The organism is Halomonas chromatireducens, assembly GCF_001545155.1.
Lineage (GTDB): Bacteria > Pseudomonadota > Gammaproteobacteria > Pseudomonadales > Halomonadaceae > Halomonas > Halomonas chromatireducens.
This window is the reverse complement of sequence record NZ_CP014226.1, coordinates 1,676,044-1,695,121: the sequence shown is the minus strand read 5'-3', so window position 1 is coordinate 1,695,121 and position 19,078 is coordinate 1,676,044. Positions and strand designations below refer to the sequence as shown.

Below are 19,078 nucleotides of genomic sequence, written 5' to 3'. Positions count from 1 at the left end.
TACTTCCTGTGAGTTCTTGAACGTCGTATGAAAAAAGGAGGTAAGAGCAGGAGCGGCTCAGCCTTCGACAACGGCGAGGATATCGGACTCGCTCATGATCAGGACTTCCTCACCATCGATCTTCTGCTTCTCTACGCCGAAGCCTTCTTTGAAGATCACGGTATCGCCGACCTTGACGTCCAGCGGGCGAACATCGCCGCTGTCGAGAATCCGGCCGTTACCGACGGCGAGCACTTCGCCACGAGTCGGCTTTTCCTGGGCATTGCCCGGAAGCACGATGCCGCCAGCGGTTTTTTGCTCTTCTTCAACGCGACGGACGACGACGCGATCGTGCAAGGGACGGATGTTCATTGCTCACGTTCTCCTGATGGTTTGCAGTGCCATGATTAAAGACATGGCTAATAACGACAGCGAGGCCAACGACAGCGAGGCAGGCAGCGATGGGAAAAACGCTTTTCGACAAGATATGGGAGTCGCATGTCATCACCGAGCGGGATGATGGCACTGCACTTCTCTTCATAGNCACGGCTGACCCTGTGCAACCTCTCCATCGAGGGCGGCGCCCGCTGCGGCATGATCGCCCCGGACGACACCAGCTTCGCTTATCTCGAGGGCCGCCCCTGGGCGCCGGAAGGAGAACGACTGGAACAGGCCATCCGCCATTGGCACCCCCTTCTCGATGCCCTGGAGGAGTCGCTCAACCTAATCGTCACGCCCCACAGTGCCTGGATCACGCCGGAGGCGCGGCAGCGCATCGTGACGCTGACCGCGGAAAATCTGCGTCAGGTTCAAGCGAACTGAAAGAGAGGGCGCCATGCTGCACAATTTCGGATCGATCAATCTCGACCATGTCTATCGCGTCCCGCACCTGGTGCATCCTGGCGAGACGCTTGCCAGCCGGGCTTACCAGGTAGGACTCGGCGGCAAGGGAGCCAATCAGTCCCTGGCCATGGCGCTTGCCGGAGGGCAGGTCAGCCACTGGGGGCGCCTGGGGCGACAGGATGCCTGGGCGCGAGAGCGTCTGGCCGATGCCGGGGTAAACGTGGCCCATCTCGCCCTGGTCGACGAGCCTAGCGGCCATGCCATCATCCAGGTGGATGATAGTGGCGAGAACGCCATCATTCTGTTTTCCGGCGCCAATCGTGGCTTTACGCCATCGGCGCTCGCTGAGCTTGTGGCATTGGCCCGGCCCGGGGAGTGGCTGTTGGCACAGAACGAGTGCAATGCGCTGCCGGAGCTCTTCGCGAGCGCTCGCGAGCGCAGCCTGAACATCGCCTTCAACCCGGCGCCCATGACGAAAGACGTGGCCCGGCTGCCGCTGGAGACCTGCCAACTGCTGTTTGTGAACCGCGTCGAGGCCGCGGGCCTGGTCGGCTTGCCCGAGTCCTCCGGTGCCGAGGCCCTGCTGGCAGGCCTGCGGCAACGCCTGCCCGAGACCGATACGGTGCTCACGCTCGGTGGCGCTGGTGCCTGGTATCAATCGGGTGATGAACAGTGCTATCAGCCCGCCCTGCCGGTCAAGCCCGTGGATACCACGGCGGCAGGCGATACCTTCATCGGCTATTTCATGGCAGCCCTCCAGGAAGGCAAGACTGTTGCCGGCTGCCTGGGACTGGCTGCCCATGCAGCGGCACTTTGCGTCCAGCAGTTCGGCGCTGCCGAGAGCATTCCGCTACGGGCCGACGTCGAGCACGCGATGAGCCAGTTCCATGCCTGAAATGCTACCTAGCGCTCACTTCACTTAGAGAAAGGAGTCCACGTGTCCCATTCCATCATCTTCGATACCGACCCGGGCGTCGATGACGCCCAGGCCATCGCCATTGCCCTGCGCCATCCCGAGATCGAGCTGCTTGGCTTGACCACGACCTACGGCAACGTGGACGTGGAGACCGCCACCCACAATGCCCTGCTGTTGAGCGAACTGGCCGGCCGCGGCGATGTACCTGTGGCCCAGGGAGCCGCCGGCCCCATGGTCAAACCGCGTTACCCGGCACCGGCCCACATCCATGGTGCCAATGGCCTTGGCAATATTGACCTGCCCGCCGTAACGGGCTGCAGGGATCCACGCAGTGCCGCACAGTTCATTGTCGATACGGTAAATGCCCGCCCCGGTGAGGTGACCCTGGTCGCGGTAGGGCCTGTGGGCAATCTTGCTGCGGCGCTACAGCTTGACCCGGGGCTTACCGAAAAGGTTAGGCAGGTGGTGATCATGGGCGGCTCGATCGGTGAGGGTGGCAATGTCACACCAGTCGCGGAAGCCAACATGTTCAACGACCCTCATGCCGCCCAGCGCGTGCTTACCGCCGGGTGGCCGCTGACCCTGGTGGGGCTCGATGTAACTCACCGCTGTGTACTCACGCAAGAGCACATGTCCCGTATTGAGGCGGGTCAGGGCGAATTGGGCAAGGTGCTCGCGGGAAGCTATGACTTCTATCGTGACTTCTATCGGGAATTCCTCGGTATCGATGGCTGCTGCCCCCACGACAGCTGTGCGCTGGCTTGGCTGCTACGCCCCGAGCTGTTTACCACCGCGCCGGGTCACCTGTCAGTGGTGACGGAAGGCGCGGCCGAGGGGCAGACCATCTTTGCACCGGAGGGTCGCGGCTTCATCCAGGAGCGCTGGTCCCAGACGCCGCTGGCCGAGGTTTGTCTCGAGACAGACGGCGATGCCGTGGTGGAGTGGATTACCGCCACGCTGGCCTGATCGGCTAGCCTGTATGACCGAGCCTGTCTGGCTAGCTCTTGAGGCTATAGCGTGACGAAATTGTCCGGGTCCCTGGGCTCGAGTGACTCGAGCTCCACGTGGGTGACCCGGGCATTCGGCGGCCCTTGCCAGAGCCAGGTCGCGACCTTGTTGACCGCATCGCCCTCACCGCAAAGCATCACCTCCACCTGGCCATCGGGAAGGTTTTTCGCATAGCCCGTAACGCCGTGTTGGAGCGCCTGATCCTGGACCGCTTTGCGGTACCACACGCCCTGAACCTTTCCCGCCACCACTGCCTTCACACAGCGCTTGCTCATGGCACATTCTCCCTGTGAGATATCGTCCTGTCGTTCTAACATCCCGCGCGTCTATCCACCAGCCGCACGCTTCTTGCAGCTAGGCATCATTTCATGGCGTCGAGGTTAAGTCGGTTCTCGCCGCTGGCGTAATGCTCTAACATTTACTGATGGGAACCTGTCGCTGCCACAAGCGACGGCAGGCCCATAAACGGCTCCGATCGGGCCAACAACAAGACTACAAGCCATCCTCACAAGGGAGTAACACCATGCGGGTCTTCGATCATCCCGAATTCGATCATCATGAGCAGATCGTCTTCGGCAGTGATGCCGCCAGCGGTCTGCGCGCCATCATCGCCATTCATGATACTCACCGCGGTCCGGCCCTGGGTGGCCTGCGCATTTTCCCCTATGCCAGCGAAGCGGAGGCCCTCACCGATGTTCTGCGCCTCTCCCGTGGAATGAGCTACAAGTCGGCCCTTGCCGATTTGCCGCTGGGAGGCGGCAAGGCCGTGATCATCGCCGACCCGCGCCGGGACAAGACCCCGGAACTACTGCGTGCCATGGGGCGGCTGGTTGACTCCCTGAGCGGCCACTACATCACGGCGGAGGATTCCGGTACCAGCGAAGCCGACATGCGTTATATCCACGAAAGCACAGCCCATGTCAGCGGCCTGGCTCGTCGCCCCGGCGAGTCCGGCGACCCCTCCCCCTTTACCGCCCATGGTGTTTTCTGTGCCCTGCAGAGCGCCATTCGTCATGGCCTGGGACGAGCGGACATGGATGGCCTCAGGGTGGCCATTCAGGGAATCGGCCATGTCGGGGCGCATCTGGCGCGTCAGCTCCACGCTGCAGGAGCCCGCCTGGTGTTGACCGATATCGACCAGAAGGCCCTGGAGCTGTTGGCCGGAGAGGTCGACGCGACTACCACCACGCCGGCTGCGATATTCGATGCGGAGGTGGATGTCTTCGCCCCCTGTGCCATGGGAGCGGTCCTGACCGCAGATGTGGCAAAGCGCCTGCAGGCAGGTGTAGTGTGCGGAGCGGCCAACAACCAGTTGGCGACGCCGGACGTGGCGGATCTGCTGCATGACCGGGGCATTCTCTATGCACCGGATTATGTTGCCAACGCCGGCGGCGTCATCGAGGTCGAGTACCAGCGTCACGAGGACTATTCACGCAAGGCGGTGATGGCTCATGTGGAACGCATCACCGCGACCCTCGACGAGATATTCGAGCGCGCCGGGAATCGCGGCACAAGCCCGGCGGCCATTGCCGATGAACTTGCCCGTGAGCGGCTTCTGACATAGGCCAGTCCTGGCATGCGTCGGGCGGCCTGGGCCGCCCGACTCAGCTTTCCAGCAGCTCCCGCCTCACCAGGACGGCTCTGTTGCGTGGGATGATCTTTCGCCCCTGGGCCAGCAGGTGACTCCGGATGAAGGCCGCCCCGAACAGCAGGATCAGCGAACTGTAGTAGACCCACAGCAGGATCATGACCACCGAACCGGCGGCACCGTAGGTGGAAGCGGTTGCCGTATAGGCAAGATAGGCGGCGATGGCGCTGCGCCCGATAGCAAACAGAAGTGCAGTAATCAAAGCCCCCAGCAGGACATCCTTCCAGGCCAGCACCACATCTGGCAACACCTTGAAGATTGTGGCAAAGAGCGCGGTGATGACTGCCAGTGTCACCATGAACTCAACCGCCGCGGTCAAGGGGCCGACAAATGGTACCAGGTCGTCGCCGGCCACAAGCAGTGCGCGAAGCATAACGCCGAAAACCAGTGAGACCAGCAGGATAAAACCGATGGCGAGCACCACGGCCAGTGACATCAGGCGTTTCTGAAGAAACAGCAGCAAGCCGTTGCGACCCGGCTTGGCGGTCACTCCCCACATGGTGTTGAGGGAAAACTGCATCTGGGCGAAAACGGTGGTGGCGCCTATCAATAGAGCACCGACCCCGAGCAGCGTCGGCATCAGGCCACTCTCCTCGATTCTCGATGCCGCGACTGCCTGTTCGACGGCGGTTGCAGCCTCCTCACCAAGGACCCCTTCCAGCTGGGCAACGATCTGCCCCTGAGCCGCTTCCTCGCCAAACACCACGCCAATGACCGTTACCGCAATGATGATCGTCGGAGCCAACGAAAAGAGCGTATAAAAGGCCAGTGAGCCGGCATAGCTGAAGGCATTGCGCTGAAGCCATAGCTGTATGGAGTCATGAATCACCCCCCACCAGAACGTGACGATATTGGTCTTCACTCCGCCTCCTTGTGATCTGGATTCAACCGAATGGCTCCGTTGGCACCTCCATTGCAGCCCTGCCTGACGCCCTACATAATAGACGGCCCCGAGCCGCCAGCGAAGGATTCGCCGATGTCCGCTTCAGACCATGATTTTGACTGTCTCGTATTCATCGGCCGGTTCCAACCCCCCCACCTGGGCCATTTGGCAGTTATCAACGAAGCATTACGTCATGCGAGGCAGGTCATCGTGCTCGTCGGCTCCGCCTGGCAGGCGCGTTCACTGCGCAATCCCTGGCGCTTTGAGGAACGACAGAATCTGCTGCGAGGCTGTTTCGACGAGGAGGAGAACGCGCGGCTCGAGATAGTGCCGCTGCTGGATGCGCTCTATAACAATGATGTCTGGGTGCGTGATGTCCAGCGCAAGGTACGTGACATTGCCGGCCACCGACATGCCAGACTGCCACGCATCGGGCTAATTGGGGCGAGCCGTGGCCAGTCAAGCTACTATCTGTCGTTGTTCCCTCAGTGGGAGTCACTCAGTGTACCGCTGGTTGAAGGCATTTCTGCCAGTCAGATACGCGAACGCCTTTTTCGCTCGAACTCCTCTACCGACGACTACCTGAGCACCGGCGCCGTCCATGACCTGCCACCACCTGTCTGTACTGAACTGCGCCGCTTTGCCGGCGGTGAAGCCCACCAGCAGCTGATGGAAGAGCAGCAACTGCTGGAGCAATATCGCCAGGCCTGGGCCCAGGCGCCCTATCCACCGGTCTTCGTTACCGTCAATGCGGTGGTAGTGCAGTCTGGCCATGTGCTGTTGGTACGCCGCACTGCGGCACCCGGAAAGGGTCTGCTGGCCCTGCCCGGGGGGTTCATCAACCCTCACGAGCGACTGCTGGACGCCTGCTTGCGCGAACTGCGCGAAAGGGTCAGGTTGAAAGTGCCGGAGCCGGTATTGAAAGGCTCCCTGCGTGGCCAGCGCCTGTTCGACGAGCCGCATCGCAGCTGGCGCGGGCGCACCCTGGCGGAAGCCTTCTATTTTGCCCTCAGGCCCGATCAGCAGTTGCCTCAGCTAAAGCCGGTCAAGGGCGGCGATCATGCCCGCTGGGTGCCCCTGGCCGAGCTCGAACCCGATGGCCTGTTCGAGGACCACTTCTTCATCATCCAGAATTTTCTCGGACTTCCGGCCGATTTCGGCGGCATCTAAGCTTGCAAGAAATCGCGCGGCAGCTTCATCATCTGCCGCCACAGCTTCTCGACGCCCGGCTTGTGAACCAGCGAGCAGCGATAGAGGCGTATCTCCAGCGGCACATCCCATTTGTCATCGCCGGCGCGCACCACCCGGCCGCTCTTGAGTTCATCGCGAATACAGAAGTCGGGAATCCAGGCCAGGCCGACACCCTGCAGGACCATGCCCTTAAGTCCTTCGGCCATGGCTGTTTCATAGATGGTGCGCAGGCGCAGGCGCAATGGATCGTTCTTGAGTAACATGCGGACGCTACGACCAAGAAAGGCGCCTTGGGTGTATGAAAGGTACGGTATCTGATCCTGGCTCTCCAGACTGAAGAGCGGCTTGCCCTGCTTGTCCGCCAGACTGACCGGCAGCATCTTGACCTGACCGATTGAGAATGAGGGGAAGACCTCCGCATCGAGCTGCATCGTTGCATACTGGTCGTGATAGGCCAGCATAAGGTCGCAGTTGCCCTCGCGCAGCACATGAATTGCCTCTCCCACGTTCATGGCCACCAGTCGTGTCGGCAGCTCGCCCAGGCCTTCCTGCAGGCGTGAGATCCACTCAGGATAGAAGCTCAAGGCCAGGGAGTGCGCCGCGACGATATCCAGCGCCTCGCGAGCCATTGACACACCGCGCAGGTGGCCCAGGCATTCATTGAGCTGCTCGACGAGATTGCGTGCGGTCACCAGGAACAGCTGCCCTTCCGGGGTCAGGTTGATTGGTGTGGTAGAGCGATCGACAAGCGTGACACCGACTGCCTGTTCCAGTGAGCGAATGCGGCGACTGAAGGCCGGCTGGGTGACATGCCGCTGGCGAGCGGAGGCGGAAAAACTACGTGTGCTGGCCAGGGCAACGAAATCTTCCAGCCATTTGGTCTCGAGGTTCACCGCGACTCCCGATGACAGCTTTGACGAGTGAAAGTGATGAAAGCTACTGATAGCGAAACGTCGGCACGCCGTGTCGCTCTTCAGGCAGGCCCTAATGTAACCCAGCCACTAGCCGAACCCAAGACGACATGGAGCAAGATGCTACTGTATCGGCGCTGTCAGATAGGCGGCTCGGGAGATGAGCTTCTGCCACAGCGGGCGATTTTGCAGTTCGTCGTAACCGATGCGGCGACAATTGGCAAAATCCCTTTCCAACATCAGGCGGACCTCTGCTGCAAACCGGCGATCGGGAATAAAGGCTGTGATCTCGAAATTGAGCCGGAACGATCGGTTATCCAGGTTCACGGTACCCACGGCTGCCGTACTGTCGTCGATCAGAATGACCTTCTGATGTAGAAAGCCGGGCTGGTAACGATAGACCTTCACCCCGGCACGTACCATATCGGGCAAAAACGAGAAGGCCGAGAGGTAGATCAGCAGGTGATCCGGTCGTTCGGGTATCATGATACGGACATCGACACCGCGCATGGCGGCCAGCCTCAGGGCATCCTGGACCCCTTGATCGGGAACAAAATAGGGGCTGGTTACCCAGAGGCGATCATGAGCGCTATGAATGGCATGCTGCACTAACAGGCTGGCGGTTTCCTGCCGATCGGCTGGGCCGGACGGTACGATCACTACGTTCTGGCACTCCTCGCAGGTAATCTGGGGCTCCCAGCTCAGGTTGATCACCGTGCCAGTGGCCCAGTGCCAGTCCTCCCAAAAGGCCTCCTGCAATCCGAGCACGCTGGGGCCAGTAAGCTTGAGGTGAGTGTCGCGCCAGGGTCCGTGCCGTGGGTGTTCGCCAAGGTATTCGACGCCGACGTTGAAACCTCCCAGCCACCCTTCGCGCCCGTCCACTACAAGCACTTTGCGGTGGTTGCGAAAGTTGAGCTGAAACCGATGCTTGAAGCCACGCGATGAGCGAAAGGCGCTGACCTCGACGTCGGCATCGCTCAGCTCGCGCAGATAACCTTCGGATAGATTTCGGCTGCCTACCTCGTCAAACAGGAAATAGACACGAACACCGCGGTCGGCTGCCTTGATCAAGTGTTCCTTGAGCTTGATGCCCAGGGCATCGTGACGAACGATGAAAAACTGGATCAGCAGGTACTCCTCCGCTGAATCGATACCGGCAAAGAGACTAGCGAAGGTGGTCTCCCCATCGATCAGCAGTTCGGCTTGGTTACCGCTGGTGAGCGGCATCATTGCCAACTGTTCAACGGCACGCACATCGGGGTCGCGGGCGTCCGCGAGGAAGGGCTCCAACCGTTCCCGATAGCGGGCAAGGATCCGGCGCAGGACCGTGTCGCGCTCACCACGCGCCGACACATAACCATAGAAGCGGGGGCGCCCAAAGATCCAATAGGCAGGAACCGCGAGATAGGGAATCGTCACCAGGGAGATGATCCAGGCAACGGCACCTTGGGAGGTGCGACTGGAAAGCAGAGCCAGGACTGCCGAAACAAAGCCCAGCAGATGAACTAGAAATATAGCCAGGCCGAAGAGCCAGGATGCCATGATCTCTCCCTGTAAAATCAGCGTGCTACAGCATACCTCAGACAGCAGCGGCCCCGCCAGATGGCGGGGCCGTGAAGCCGTAACACGTCACATGGCATGCCCGGAAGTGGAACCGGGATCCCTTCTACCCAAGATCAGGTCGTGACACGCTCGGCAATGATCTCTTTCCACTTGGCAGGGCCGGTCTGATGGACCGAGGTACCCTGGCTGTCGACTGCCACGGTGACTGGCATGTCTTCCACTTCGAACTCGTAGATCGCTTCCATGCCCAGATCCTGGAAGCCCACGACGCGAGATTTCTTGATGGCCTGAGCGACCAGGTAGGCTGAGCCCCCCACGGCCATCAGGTAAACGGCCTTGTTGTCGCGGATGGCATCGATGGCAGCCGGGCCGCGCTCTGCCTTGCCGACCATGCCCAACAGGCCGGTCTCTTCCAGCATGGTTCGGGTGAACTTGTCCATGCGCGTTGCAGTGGTCGGACCGGCTGGCCCAACGACTTCGTCACGAACCGGGTCCACCGGACCCACGTAGTAGATGAAGCGGCCTTTCAGATCGACGGGCAGGCTTTCGCCCTTTGCCAGCATCTCGACCATGCGCTTGTGAGCGGCGTCACGGCCGGTAAGCAGCTTGCCATTGAGAAGCAGAGTGTCACCGGGCTGCCAGGTCAGCACCTCTTCTGGGGTCACGGTATCGAGATTGACGCGCTTGACGTTGTCGCCAGCCTCGCGGGTGATTTCCGGCCAGTCCTCGAGCTTTGGCACCGGCAACGATGCAGGGCCAGAGCCGTCGAGCGTGAAATGCGCGTGTCGAGTCGCAGCACAGTTGGGAATGATCGCGACCGGCTTGTTGGCGGCGTGTGTCGGGTAATCTTTCACCTTGATATCGAGCACGGTGGTCAGCCCACCGAGACCCTGCGCCCCGATACCGCTTTTATTGACCTTGTCGAACAACTCGAGGCGGAGCTCTTCGGCACGGTTGGAAGCGCCACGAGCCTGCAACTCCTGGATATCGATCGGGTCCAGCAACGCTTCCTTGGCAATCTCCATGGCCTTCTCGGCAGTACCGCCAATGCCGATACCCAGCATGCCGGGCGGGCACCAGCCGGCGCCCATCTTGGGGAGCTGCTCCATCACCCAGTCGACGACACTGTCAGACGGGTTGAGCATGGCAAACTTGGACTTGGCCTCGCTGCCACCCCCCTTGGCGGCCACATGTACTTCGACACTGTCGCCCAGGACGATCTTGTGATGAACGATGGCCGGCGTATTGTCACCGGTATTCTTGCGGGCACCATCAGGGTCGGCCAGTACCGAGGCGCGAAGTACGTTATCAGGTAGCTGGTAGGCGCGGCGCACGCCCTCGTTGATCATGTCGTCCAGGCTCATGTCGGCATCCCAGCGCACGTTCATGCCAACGTGAACGAAGACCGTCACGATGCCGGTGTCCTGGCAGATCGGGCGGTGACCCATGGCGCACATCCGTGAATTGATCAGTATCTGGGCGATGGCATCCTTGGCTGCGGGATTCTCTTCCCGTTCATAGGCCGCCGCCATGGCGTCGATGAAATCCTTGGGATGGTAATAGGAAATGTATTGCAGGGCATCGGCGACGCTTTGGATCAGGTCATCCTGGCGGATCACGGTCATGAGCAAGGGGCTCCTGGGCATTATCGGGATGCCTGCCATGGCGAAAAAAAGACACAGGCCACGACAGTCTCAAGCGGTGTCGGATTATACCTCATGGCGACCTAACTGACAGTGATGTGACGCCAAGGTCTAACATTGTCAACGCTCACCACGATAACGGTATATTACTTCGTCCTATTTGCCTGCCATGCCTCTCGCTTCTAGGCTTGCGTAGTAGCCAGGGGGGTTCTATCGGATCTAAGGAGAGGATCATGTCTGTCACTGTCAGTGATTTTATCGTGTCACGCCTGCATGAATGGGGCATTGAACGCTTATATGGCTATTCCGGGGATGGCATAAATGGCGTCATGGCCGCACTGCGCCGAGCCAACGGCACCCCTCGCCTGATCCAACCTCGCCATGAAGAGGTTGCCGCCTTCATGGCGTGCGCCCACGCCAAGTTCAGCGATCAGGTCGGTGTCTGCGTTGCCACATCGGGGCCCGGCGCAGTTCACCTGCTCAACGGCCTCTACGATGCGCGCAAGGACCACATGCCGACCGTGGCCATCATCGGGCAGCAGGCAAGAATGAGCCTGGGGACCGATTACCAGCAGGAACTGGATCTCATGGCACTGTTCAAGGATGTGGCCAGTGATTACGTGCAGATGGTTACTACCCCCTCCCAGGCACGCCATGTCATCGACCAGGCCATGCGCATCGCGATTGCACGCCGTACCGTGACCTGCGTGATCCTGCCCAATGACATACAGGATCTGCCCATGGAAGATCCTCCCATGGAGCATGGCGCGGTTTTCTCCGGCGTGGGTTACCGCTTCCCCCGAGTGGTGCCGGAATCGGCCGACCTCGATGCGGCGGCCGAGATAATCAACCAGGGCAAGCGAGTTGCCATCCTGGCTGGTGCAGGGGTAAAGCATGCCGTCGATGAACTGCTCAAGGTCGCCGAACTTACCGGTGCAGGCATCGCCAAGGCGATTCTTGCAAAGACCATGATTGCCGATGACCTGCCTCGCGTAACTGGTTCTATCGGGCTGCTGGGCACCGAGGCCAGCGACAAACTGATGAAGGAGTGCGACACCCTTCTCCTCGTCGGCACACGCTTTCCCTACGTCGAGTTTCTGCCCGAACCGGGCCAGGCGCGTGCGATCCAGATTGACGTCGTTCCCGAAGCGCTGGGCGTACGCTATCCAACGGAAGTCAACCTGCACGGCGATGCGGCCCCTACGCTCACGGCGTTGGCCAAGCGACTCAAGTCCAAGCGCAACCGGAAATGGCGCAAGCAGGTACAGAGCTGGGTCGATGACTGGTGGGAGGTGACTGAGGCACGAAGCGCCACCAGCGCCTCGCCGATAAACCCACAGCATGTTTTCCAGAGCCTATCACCACGACTGCCGAACGATGTGATGCTGGCTTGCGACGTGGGTTCGGCAACCAACTGGTATGCACGTCATTTGAAAATACGCGCCGGTATGCTTGGCTCCGTATCGGGCGGGCTGGCTTCCATGGGTAACGGCGTACCCTATCTCATTGCCGCCAAGTTCTGCCATCCCAAGCGTCCCGCCATCACCATGGTCGGTGACGGCGCCATGCAGATGCTGGGCAACAACGCCCTGATCACCCTGGCCAAGTATTGGCACGAGTGGCAGGACCCTCGCTGTATTGTATTGGTGCTGAACAACCACGATCTCAGCCAGGTGACCTGGGAGCAGCGCGTCATGGAAGGCGATCCCAAATTCGACGTATCCCAGGAACTGCCCGAGTTTCGCTACGACGAGTACGCTGAATTGCTTGGTTTCAAGGGGCTTCGCATGGAGCATGAGGACGACGTTGACCGCGTCTGGGACGAGGCGCTGGCGGCTGATCGCCCGGTGGTGATCAATGCCTACACCGACCCCGATATCGCCCCGCTGCCGCCACATATCGAATTCGAACAGGCCAAGAGTTACCTCGCCTCTATCGTGAAAGGCGACTCATCCGGCATTCACAGCGCCAAACTCTCCGCAAAGCAGATGGGACGCTCGCTGTTCAAGCGCAAGAAGTGATGGGCCTGCTCTCCCGTCCCTCAGCAAGAGGGGCAATGTACAGTGGATTAAATCAAGATAACGGTATAAATAACCATGGCTAGAACGCCACTGGTTGGCAGCCTGAACAGCAGTACAGGCGTCGCGAGGCGACCATATGCCGCTCAATCACCGTGCCACAGGCGTGACACGCTAATCCTTCGCGTTCGAAGACGGCAAAGCGACATAGCCGCGGGCTCTCTCCCCGACGCCTGGCGGTGCTTGCCCAATCGTGGCGGTTGGTTACTCCGGCCTGCTCGTAGGCCTGTCGCGTCACCTCGATGATGGTTCGCGCCAGCTGCACCTGCTTCTCCTCTGTCAGATCACAGACCCTGGCCTTGGGCGGAAGCCCGGCAAAGAACAAGATTTCGGAGCGCAGATAGTTGCCAATGCCGGCAAATAGCGCTTGATCAAGCAGCAGCCCACCCAATGAGCGCCGAGCGAAACGCGGCTCGCCCAGGCGCACTAAGGCCTTTGCCAGCGTCACGCCATGGGTCAGCAGGTCAGGGCCCAGCCGGGCCAGGAAAGGGTGCTCATCGAGCCTGTCGGCCGACCACAGCGAGACATCGGATGCGCTGTAGAGACTCGCCGAGCGCCCTTGCGTCGTCAGCCGCACGCGCAGGGAACGTTCGGTATCCGGCTCGCGCTCGGCGTCATGGAGCTTCCAGACGCCATAGAGTTGATTATGAGAGTAGAGCACGCGGCCATCATCGAAACGCGTGAGCAGCGCCTTGCCCCAGCTGTCCACGGCCGTGACCCGGCGCCCTACCAGTGAATCGGCCTCGCTGGCCAGATCGGGAAAAGCGAACCAGACCGACTCCAGCTGCCTGCCGGCGAGCAGCTCGTGGAGGCGATCCGCGGCACGGCGAATCTCGGGGCCTTCTGGCATGACACCTGACTCCCACAATCAGCTCAAGTTGATAGTGCGGATTACCCACACAGCGAGAGGCGTCGGGGACAGGTCGCAGAGGGGGTCTTTTGCCATGGATGGCAAAAGTAGCGCCCAGGGAAGGGTTTACAGCGCCCCCTCGTAGACCTGTCGCCGAAACAGCCTTGAGTGAACAACGTTAACCCAGCACCAGCTGACGCTCCTTGAGCTCATGCAGCCGGTCGCGCAGCCGTGCCGCCTCCTCGAACTCCAGGTTCTGGGCTGCCTCGAACATGGCGTCTTCCGTGCGGGAGACCTCCTTGATCAGCTCACCCGGCGACAGCGCATTGAGATCGTAGATCGCGGCACCCTCGGCCACCTGGCGTTCGCCGCGCTTGCGGCCGCTCTTCTTGCCCGGCGTCCGGGCGGTTTCCATGATGTCGGCCACCGAGCGCGATATCGTGGTGGGGGTAATGCCGTGGGCCGCGTTGTGCTCCATCTGCTTGGTCCTGCGCCGCTCGGTTTCCTCCATGGCACGACGCATCGAATCGGTCACCCGATCGCCATAGAGAATCGCCTTGCCATGGGCGTTACGCGCCGCCCGCCCGATCGTCTGGATCAGCGAGCGCTCGTTGCGCAGGAAACCCTCCTTGTCGGCATCGAGTATCGCCACCAGCGAGACTTCGGGGATGTCGAGCCCCTCCCGCAAGAGGTTGATGCCGACCAGCACATCGAACTTGCCGAGACGTAGGTCACGAATGATCTCGACCCGCTCGCGGCCGGCAACCGGGTGATGTTGAAACTGTCGGAATTCACCCCGACGATCAACGCGCTGCTCGAGGAGTTACTCGGCGCGCTGTTTTCGGCGGAACAGGTGGCGGTGGTCAACGGCGATGCAGCGGTTGGCGCTGCCTTCTCCGCCCTGCCATTCNCTGAGGCGTTGTGCCACAGCCCCCTTAACAACGGATTGCTGAGTTGCGTTAGACTGATTCATGACCTGCCTCCCTCAATAGTGGCTCTGTGTTCTGGTCCCTACCTCAACGTAACCCACGACGTTGCGGCGGGGCAGGTCAATCCATAATGTCTACAGGGTGGTAATCGCTTGCCACGGTAGGAAAAATCCGCTGTTGGAGCGCTGCTCCGCATCGCGACTGGCGCCGTCAGGCGCCCCGGCGGAGGCCACCGCCACGGCAATAACCGCAACATCTCCGACACCCCCGGGAGGCCTGCGGCCTCCAGTCGTGAGCTAAAGCTTCCTCCTACAGTGAGGTAGTCGCCGACCTTGTTGGAGCGCTCGGTTCGGCGCTCCGACTCCGCATCGCGACTGGCGCCGTAGGCGCCTCGGCGGAGGCCGCAACGTCAGGTCGCCTGCTCCAGGGCGGTGATCCGCTCCAGCGCCTGTTCGCGATCGTCGCCGCAGAGGGAGTGGTCGTAGCCGAAGCGTTCGCACACGGCCGGGCGCCGCGGGTCGCCGAACAGCCGGCACAGGTTGTTCTCGTCGAGCTGCACGCAGCGTACCCCGGCCGGTTTGCCGTCGGGCATGCCGGGGATCGCCGAGCTGATCGACGGCGCAATGCAGCAGGCGCCGCATCCGGGGCGGCAGGCGCTCAAGGCTGTCTGCAAGCTCAAGGCTGCGCCTCCGCGATCGCCCCCTTGTCGACCCCCTCGAAGGCCTGGACCCGGGTGGCGCGGCCGGTTTCCTCGGTGATCCGCCGCGCCAGCCAGCCGGCGATATGTTCCACCGTGGTGGGGGTGGGTAGGGTGAGGCAGCGCTCCGCGGGCAGCCGGATCATGAATCGGCCCTGCTCGGCGCGGTAGCGGCTGGTCATCATGCCGCGCACCACGGAATCGGGGCCGGTGGCGATGTCCGCCGCGTCGACCAGGTAACGATCTCCCAGTCGCTCGGCCCATTCCGCTTCCAGCCCCGGCATCCGCACGCCGCGCTGCCAGATATGCAGGCGTGAGCGGTGCCCGTGGGCGATGCGCTGGCAGTTGCCCAGGTGCCGCTTGAGCCCATGGCTATAGGTGTAGGCGGCGCCGTCGATCACCTCATCGCGAAGGCGCAGGCGAATGTCGGTCACCCGCGGCGGGGGGCGCTTCATCACTTCCCCTGCCAACAGCTCGGCCAGGCGCTCGGTGGTGATGGCCGGCCACGGCAGCAGGGTGAAGGCCTGCCGCGGGGCGCGAACTTCCATGGGGTAGGGCTGGGTGGCCCGCACGCAGAGCCCTTCGCTGCACTCGAAGATTTCCAGGCCGGGCGCCTTCGTCGGGATCAGCAGCGTATGGTCGACGCCACCATCCAGGCGCGACTTGATCCACGGCTTGACCTCGCCGAAGTCGAACAGCATGCCGTCCTCGCCAAGCTCACCGTCGAGCTCGGCATCCACATGCCAGCTGGCGCCGATCAAGCCATGCTGGGGAGACCACAGAGAGACATCGAGATGGCTCAGGCGGTTGACGAAAAGCGTCATCAATCGAACCCCGCGATCTTGTGAGTCTGCAGCGACAGGCGCCATTGCGGATGGGCCAGGCAGTACGCCACGGTCGCATCCATATGGCTCTCATGCTTGCCCAAGGGCGCACTGTCCATTGGCTGCAGAAAGAAATAATGAAAGTCGAGCCTTTGAAACCGCGCCGGTGGCGCTTCCTGCTGGGGGTAGACCAGCTTGATCTCGTCGCCGCCGGTCACTGCCAGCTCCGTCGCTCCTTTGGGGCTGACGCAGAGCCAGTCGATGCCCGGGGGCGGTGCGATGGTGCCATTGGTTTCCACCGCCACCTCGAAGCCCCGACGGTGCATGGCGGCGATCAGCGCCTCGTCGAGCTGCAGCAGAGGCTCGCCGCCGGTGAAAACGACATACGGTGTCACGACACCATACTGGTCGGGCCAAAGCGCGGTCAGGTGGTCGGCCAGGGCGTCGGCATCACGGAAGCGACCGCCGTTCTGGCCGTCGGTGCCGAGGAAATCGGTATCGCAGAAGGTGCAGGCCGCGGTGGCGCGATCTCGCTCGCGGCCCGACCACAAATTGCAGCCGGTGAAACGGCAGAACACGCTGGCACGGCCGGCCTGGCCGCCTTCGCCCTGCAGCGTATAGAAGGCCTCCTTGACGCTATACATCAGGCGCCTCCCTGGATTCCGGCGCATCCGTATCGGACCGTGTAGAAGTGGCGGTAGCATCGGGCCGCTGTAGATAGCCGGCTTCGGGCCGCTGAGCAGTGGCGGCGGTATCGGGCCGTTGTAGATAGCCAAGCGGGTCCGTGGCGCCATTGGCGGTAAAGGCTGCAAGCCGCTCGCGGCAGCTGCCACATCGGCCGCAGGCGAGTTCCTCGCCCAGGTAGCAGGTCCAGGTGTCGCTGTAGTCGAGCCCCATGGCCAGACCATCGGCGAGGATGTCCGCCTTGGTCGAACCCAGGTAGGGCGCATGGATTCGCACCGGTTCGAAGTTGGCGATGCCTGCCACCGCATTCATGCGCTCGACGAACTCGGGCCGGCAGTCGGGGTAGAGCACATGGTCACCGCCATGGGCGCCGTAGTCCACGCGCCCGGCGCCGATGTTCACCGCCTTGGCGATGGCCATCGACAGCAGGATCATGTTGCGGTTGGGCACCACCGTGGCACTCAGGTTGTCGCTGGCGTAGTCGCCATCGGGCATGTCGCGGCTGGCATCGGTCAGGGCCGAATTGTCGATCAGGCCATGGATGGCGCGAATGTCGACCACCTGATGGGGCACGTCGAGTTCACGGCAGACATGGGCGGCCACCTCAAGTTCGCGGGCGTGGCGCTGGCCATAGTCGAAGGAGAGGGCATGTACCGCCAGCCCCTCGCGCAGGGCGCGGTGCAGTACGGTAAAGGAATCCATGCCACCGGAGTAGATCACCACGGTAGCGGGCACGGGGGAAGTCGCGGACTGGGTCATGGGAAACTCGTTGTCGGAGAATTTATCGGGCGGCTCTCGCTGAAAGCCGCTGGCCGGGGTCCGGTCCGGCGCGGGCCAAGTTTACGCAACTGTACGAAATCTGGCCAGGGGCGGCGCCAGTTGCTAAGATTCCCGCCCCTCTCCCAAGCATCCAGGGGGCTATCTGAAACCGAGCTAGCGCCTGGTGCCATCGTCCTGAAAACGGTGACCTTATGAAAGCCCCTGAACTGCTGTCCCCCGCGGGGACGTTCAAGAACATGCGCTACGCCTTCGCCTACGGCGCCGATGCCGTCTACGCCGGCCAGCCGCGCTACTCGCTGCGCGCGCGCAACAACGACTTCAAGGTCGACAACCTGCACAAGGGCATCGCCTACGCTCACCAGCGGGGCAAGCAGTTCTACGTCGCCTCCAACATCGCGCCGCACAACAGCAAGCTCAAGACCTACCTTCGCGACATGGAGCCGGTCATCGAAGCCGGGCCCGATGCGCTGATCATGTCCGACCCGGGGCTGATCATGATGGTGCGCGAGCGCTGGCCCGACCAGGAGATCCACCTCTCGGTGCAGTCCAACGTGGTCAACTACGCCGCGGCCCGGTTCTGGCAGAAGCAGGGCATCAGCCGCATCATCCTTTCCCGGGAACTGTCGCTGGCCGAGATCGGCGAGATCCGCGCCGAATGCCCCGACCTGGAGATCGAGACCTTCGTCCACGGCGCCCTGTGCATCGCCTATTCTGGCCGTTGCCTGCTCTCCGGCTACTTCAACCACCGCGACCCCAACCAGGGCACCTGCACCAACGCCTGTCGCTGGAAATACAACACCGTGGCCGCTTCCCACGATGAGACAGGCGACCTGGTGCCGGCCAACTCCGCCCGTGCCCACGCCGGTAGCGGAGTGTGGACCCCGGACCAGGGTGGGCTGATCGCCTCCGGCGGCGGCAGTGCGGAAGTGGCCGAAAGTACCGCCACCGCCGGCGGCGTGGAAGGGCAGGACGAACTCTCGGCGCTGATAGAGGATCGCACCCGCCCGGGCGAGCTGATGCCGGTCTTCGAGGACGAGCACGGCACCTACATCATGAACTCCAAGGACCTGCGCGCTGTCCAGCACGTGCCGCAGCTCACCCAGATGGGTGTCACCTCGTTGAAGATCGAAGGGCGCACCAAGTCCCACTACTACGTCGCCCGCACCGCACAGGTCTACCGCCGCGCCATCGACGACGCCGTCGCCGGCCGGCCCTTCGACATGCGCCTGATGGACGAACTCGACAACCTCGCCAACCGTGGTTACACCGAAGGCTTCTACCGCCGTCACGTCCACGACGAGTACCAGAACTACCAGCAGGGCAACTCCGTTGGCGTACACCAGCAGTTCGTCGGAGAAGTGATAGGCTACGACCCCGGCCGCGGCGTCATTGAAATCGACGTCAAGAACCGCTTCGAAGTCGGCGACGGCATGGAACTGATGCTGCCCGGCGGCAACCGCCGCTTCACCCTCGAGCACATCGAGAACAAGAACGGCGAATCCGTCGGTGCCGCCCCCGGCTCCGGCCACATCGTTCGCATCCCGATTCCCGGCGAACCCATCGAACCGGAGCGCATCGAATACGCGCTGCTGATGCGGGATCTGGGCTAGGCTACCAACCTTGTTGGAGGCTGCTCTGCATCGCGACTGGC

General features: G+C 62.0%; 18 protein-coding genes and 1 pseudogene. 7 read left to right on the top strand and 12 right to left on the bottom strand.

Features of this window, described 5'->3' with window-relative positions:
• Positions 1 to 57 precede the first annotated feature (57 nt).
• A complete protein-coding gene (locus LOKO_RS07890; protein ID WP_043518768.1) occupies positions 58 to 351 on the bottom strand; it encodes a co-chaperone GroES in 294 nt (97 codons plus the stop codon).
• A 177-nt stretch (positions 352 to 528) separates the two neighbouring features.
• On the opposite strand from LOKO_RS07890, the gene LOKO_RS20615 reads away from it, so the two are divergent.
• From LOKO_RS20615 to LOKO_RS07875, 3 genes are read left to right on the top strand one after another with little or no spacing between them, the layout of a single operon-like run.
• Positions 529 to 801: an aconitase family protein gene (locus tag LOKO_RS20615; RefSeq protein WP_201025396.1), complete on the top strand. Its 273-nt coding sequence runs from the start codon at positions 529 to 531 to the stop codon at positions 799 to 801.
• Positions 802 to 814: 13 nt separating this feature from the next.
• Complete coding sequence (locus tag LOKO_RS07880) at positions 815 to 1,717, top strand: ribokinase (RefSeq protein WP_066447346.1); 903 nt, start codon at positions 815 to 817, stop codon at positions 1,715 to 1,717.
• A gap of 42 nt (positions 1,718 to 1,759) precedes the next feature.
• Positions 1,760 to 2,704 carry a nucleoside hydrolase gene (locus tag LOKO_RS07875; RefSeq protein WP_066447344.1) on the top strand — a complete coding sequence of 315 codons (945 nt, stop codon included), beginning with the start codon at positions 1,760 to 1,762 and terminating at the stop codon, positions 2,702 to 2,704.
• Positions 2,705 to 2,748: 44 nt separating this feature from the next.
• Here the strand turns inward: LOKO_RS07875 and yccX are convergent, their stop codons facing one another.
• Positions 2,749 to 3,021 (bottom strand): acylphosphatase, encoded by a 273-nt coding sequence (gene yccX / locus LOKO_RS07870; RefSeq protein ID WP_066447341.1) that lies wholly within the window; start codon positions 3,019 to 3,021, stop codon positions 2,749 to 2,751.
• A 248-nt stretch (positions 3,022 to 3,269) separates the two neighbouring features.
• Here yccX and LOKO_RS07865 point away from each other — a divergent pair, with 248 nt between their 5' ends.
• Complete coding sequence (locus LOKO_RS07865; protein WP_066447339.1) at positions 3,270 to 4,310, top strand: Glu/Leu/Phe/Val family dehydrogenase; 1,041 nt, start codon at positions 3,270 to 3,272, stop codon at positions 4,308 to 4,310.
• Between the two features lie 40 nt (positions 4,311 to 4,350).
• On the opposite strand, the gene LOKO_RS07860 is transcribed toward LOKO_RS07865, so the two are convergent.
• Entirely contained in the window at positions 4,351 to 5,256 is a 906-nt protein-coding gene (locus LOKO_RS07860; RefSeq protein WP_066447337.1) for a YihY/virulence factor BrkB family protein, read from the bottom strand.
• 114 nt (positions 5,257 to 5,370) lie between these two features.
• Here LOKO_RS07860 and LOKO_RS07855 point away from each other — a divergent pair, with 114 nt between their 5' ends.
• A complete protein-coding gene (locus LOKO_RS07855; protein ID WP_066447335.1) occupies positions 5,371 to 6,447 on the top strand; it encodes a bifunctional nicotinamide-nucleotide adenylyltransferase/Nudix hydroxylase in 1,077 nt (358 codons plus the stop codon).
• Here LOKO_RS07855 and LOKO_RS07850 read toward each other — a convergent pair.
• From LOKO_RS07850 to LOKO_RS07840, 3 genes are all read right to left on the bottom strand, one after another.
• Positions 6,444 to 7,361, bottom strand: coding sequence for a LysR substrate-binding domain-containing protein (locus LOKO_RS07850; RefSeq protein ID WP_066447333.1), 918 nt, complete (start codon positions 7,359 to 7,361; stop codon positions 6,444 to 6,446). The genes LOKO_RS07855 and LOKO_RS07850 overlap by 4 nt on opposite strands.
• A 141-nt stretch (positions 7,362 to 7,502) precedes the next feature.
• The gene (gene cls / locus LOKO_RS07845) at positions 7,503 to 8,921 is read right to left on the bottom strand and encodes a cardiolipin synthase (RefSeq protein WP_066447331.1); all 1,419 of its coding nucleotides are present in this window, start codon (positions 8,919 to 8,921) and stop codon (positions 7,503 to 7,505) included.
• 134 nt (positions 8,922 to 9,055) lie between these two features.
• Positions 9,056 to 10,567 carry a fumarate hydratase gene (locus LOKO_RS07840; protein ID WP_066447329.1) on the bottom strand — a complete coding sequence of 504 codons (1,512 nt, stop codon included), beginning with the start codon at positions 10,565 to 10,567 and terminating at the stop codon, positions 9,056 to 9,058.
• Between the two features lie 251 nt (positions 10,568 to 10,818).
• Between LOKO_RS07840 and LOKO_RS07835 the strand changes: the two genes are divergently transcribed.
• Entirely contained in the window at positions 10,819 to 12,606 is a 1,788-nt protein-coding gene (locus LOKO_RS07835) for a thiamine pyrophosphate-requiring protein (protein WP_066447328.1), read from the top strand.
• 79 nt (positions 12,607 to 12,685) lie between these two features.
• On the opposite strand, the gene nei is transcribed toward LOKO_RS07835, so the two are convergent.
• From nei to queC, 6 genes and pseudogenes are all read right to left on the bottom strand, one after another.
• Positions 12,686 to 13,513: an endonuclease VIII gene (gene nei / locus LOKO_RS07830; RefSeq protein WP_066447321.1), complete on the bottom strand. Its 828-nt coding sequence runs from the start codon at positions 13,511 to 13,513 to the stop codon at positions 12,686 to 12,688.
• 178 nt (positions 13,514 to 13,691) lie between these two features.
• Positions 13,692 to 14,270 (bottom strand): annotated as a pseudogene (locus LOKO_RS07825) (helicase-related protein); the annotation flags it as partial.
• Between the two features lie 581 nt (positions 14,271 to 14,851).
• Positions 14,852 to 15,121 (bottom strand): YkgJ family cysteine cluster protein, encoded by a 270-nt coding sequence (locus LOKO_RS07815; protein ID WP_235588973.1) that lies wholly within the window; start codon positions 15,119 to 15,121, stop codon positions 14,852 to 14,854.
• Complete coding sequence (locus LOKO_RS07810; RefSeq protein WP_066447310.1) at positions 15,118 to 15,963, bottom strand: 6-pyruvoyl trahydropterin synthase family protein; 846 nt, start codon at positions 15,961 to 15,963, stop codon at positions 15,118 to 15,120. Before LOKO_RS07810 ends, LOKO_RS07815 begins: the two co-directional genes overlap by 4 nt.
• The gene (queE, locus tag LOKO_RS07805; RefSeq protein ID WP_066447307.1) at positions 15,963 to 16,607 is read right to left on the bottom strand and encodes a 7-carboxy-7-deazaguanine synthase; all 645 of its coding nucleotides are present in this window, start codon (positions 16,605 to 16,607) and stop codon (positions 15,963 to 15,965) included. Before queE ends, LOKO_RS07810 begins: the two co-directional genes overlap by 1 nt.
• A complete protein-coding gene (gene queC / locus LOKO_RS07800) occupies positions 16,600 to 17,406 on the bottom strand; it encodes a 7-cyano-7-deazaguanine synthase QueC (protein ID WP_083517495.1) in 807 nt (268 codons plus the stop codon). Before queC ends, queE begins: the two co-directional genes overlap by 8 nt.
• 212 nt (positions 17,407 to 17,618) lie before the next feature.
• Here queC and trhP point away from each other — a divergent pair, with 212 nt between their 5' ends.
• The gene (trhP, locus tag LOKO_RS07795) at positions 17,619 to 19,037 is read left to right on the top strand and encodes a prephenate-dependent tRNA uridine(34) hydroxylase TrhP (RefSeq protein ID WP_066447305.1); all 1,419 of its coding nucleotides are present in this window, start codon (positions 17,619 to 17,621) and stop codon (positions 19,035 to 19,037) included.
• Positions 19,038 to 19,078 lie beyond the last annotated feature (41 nt).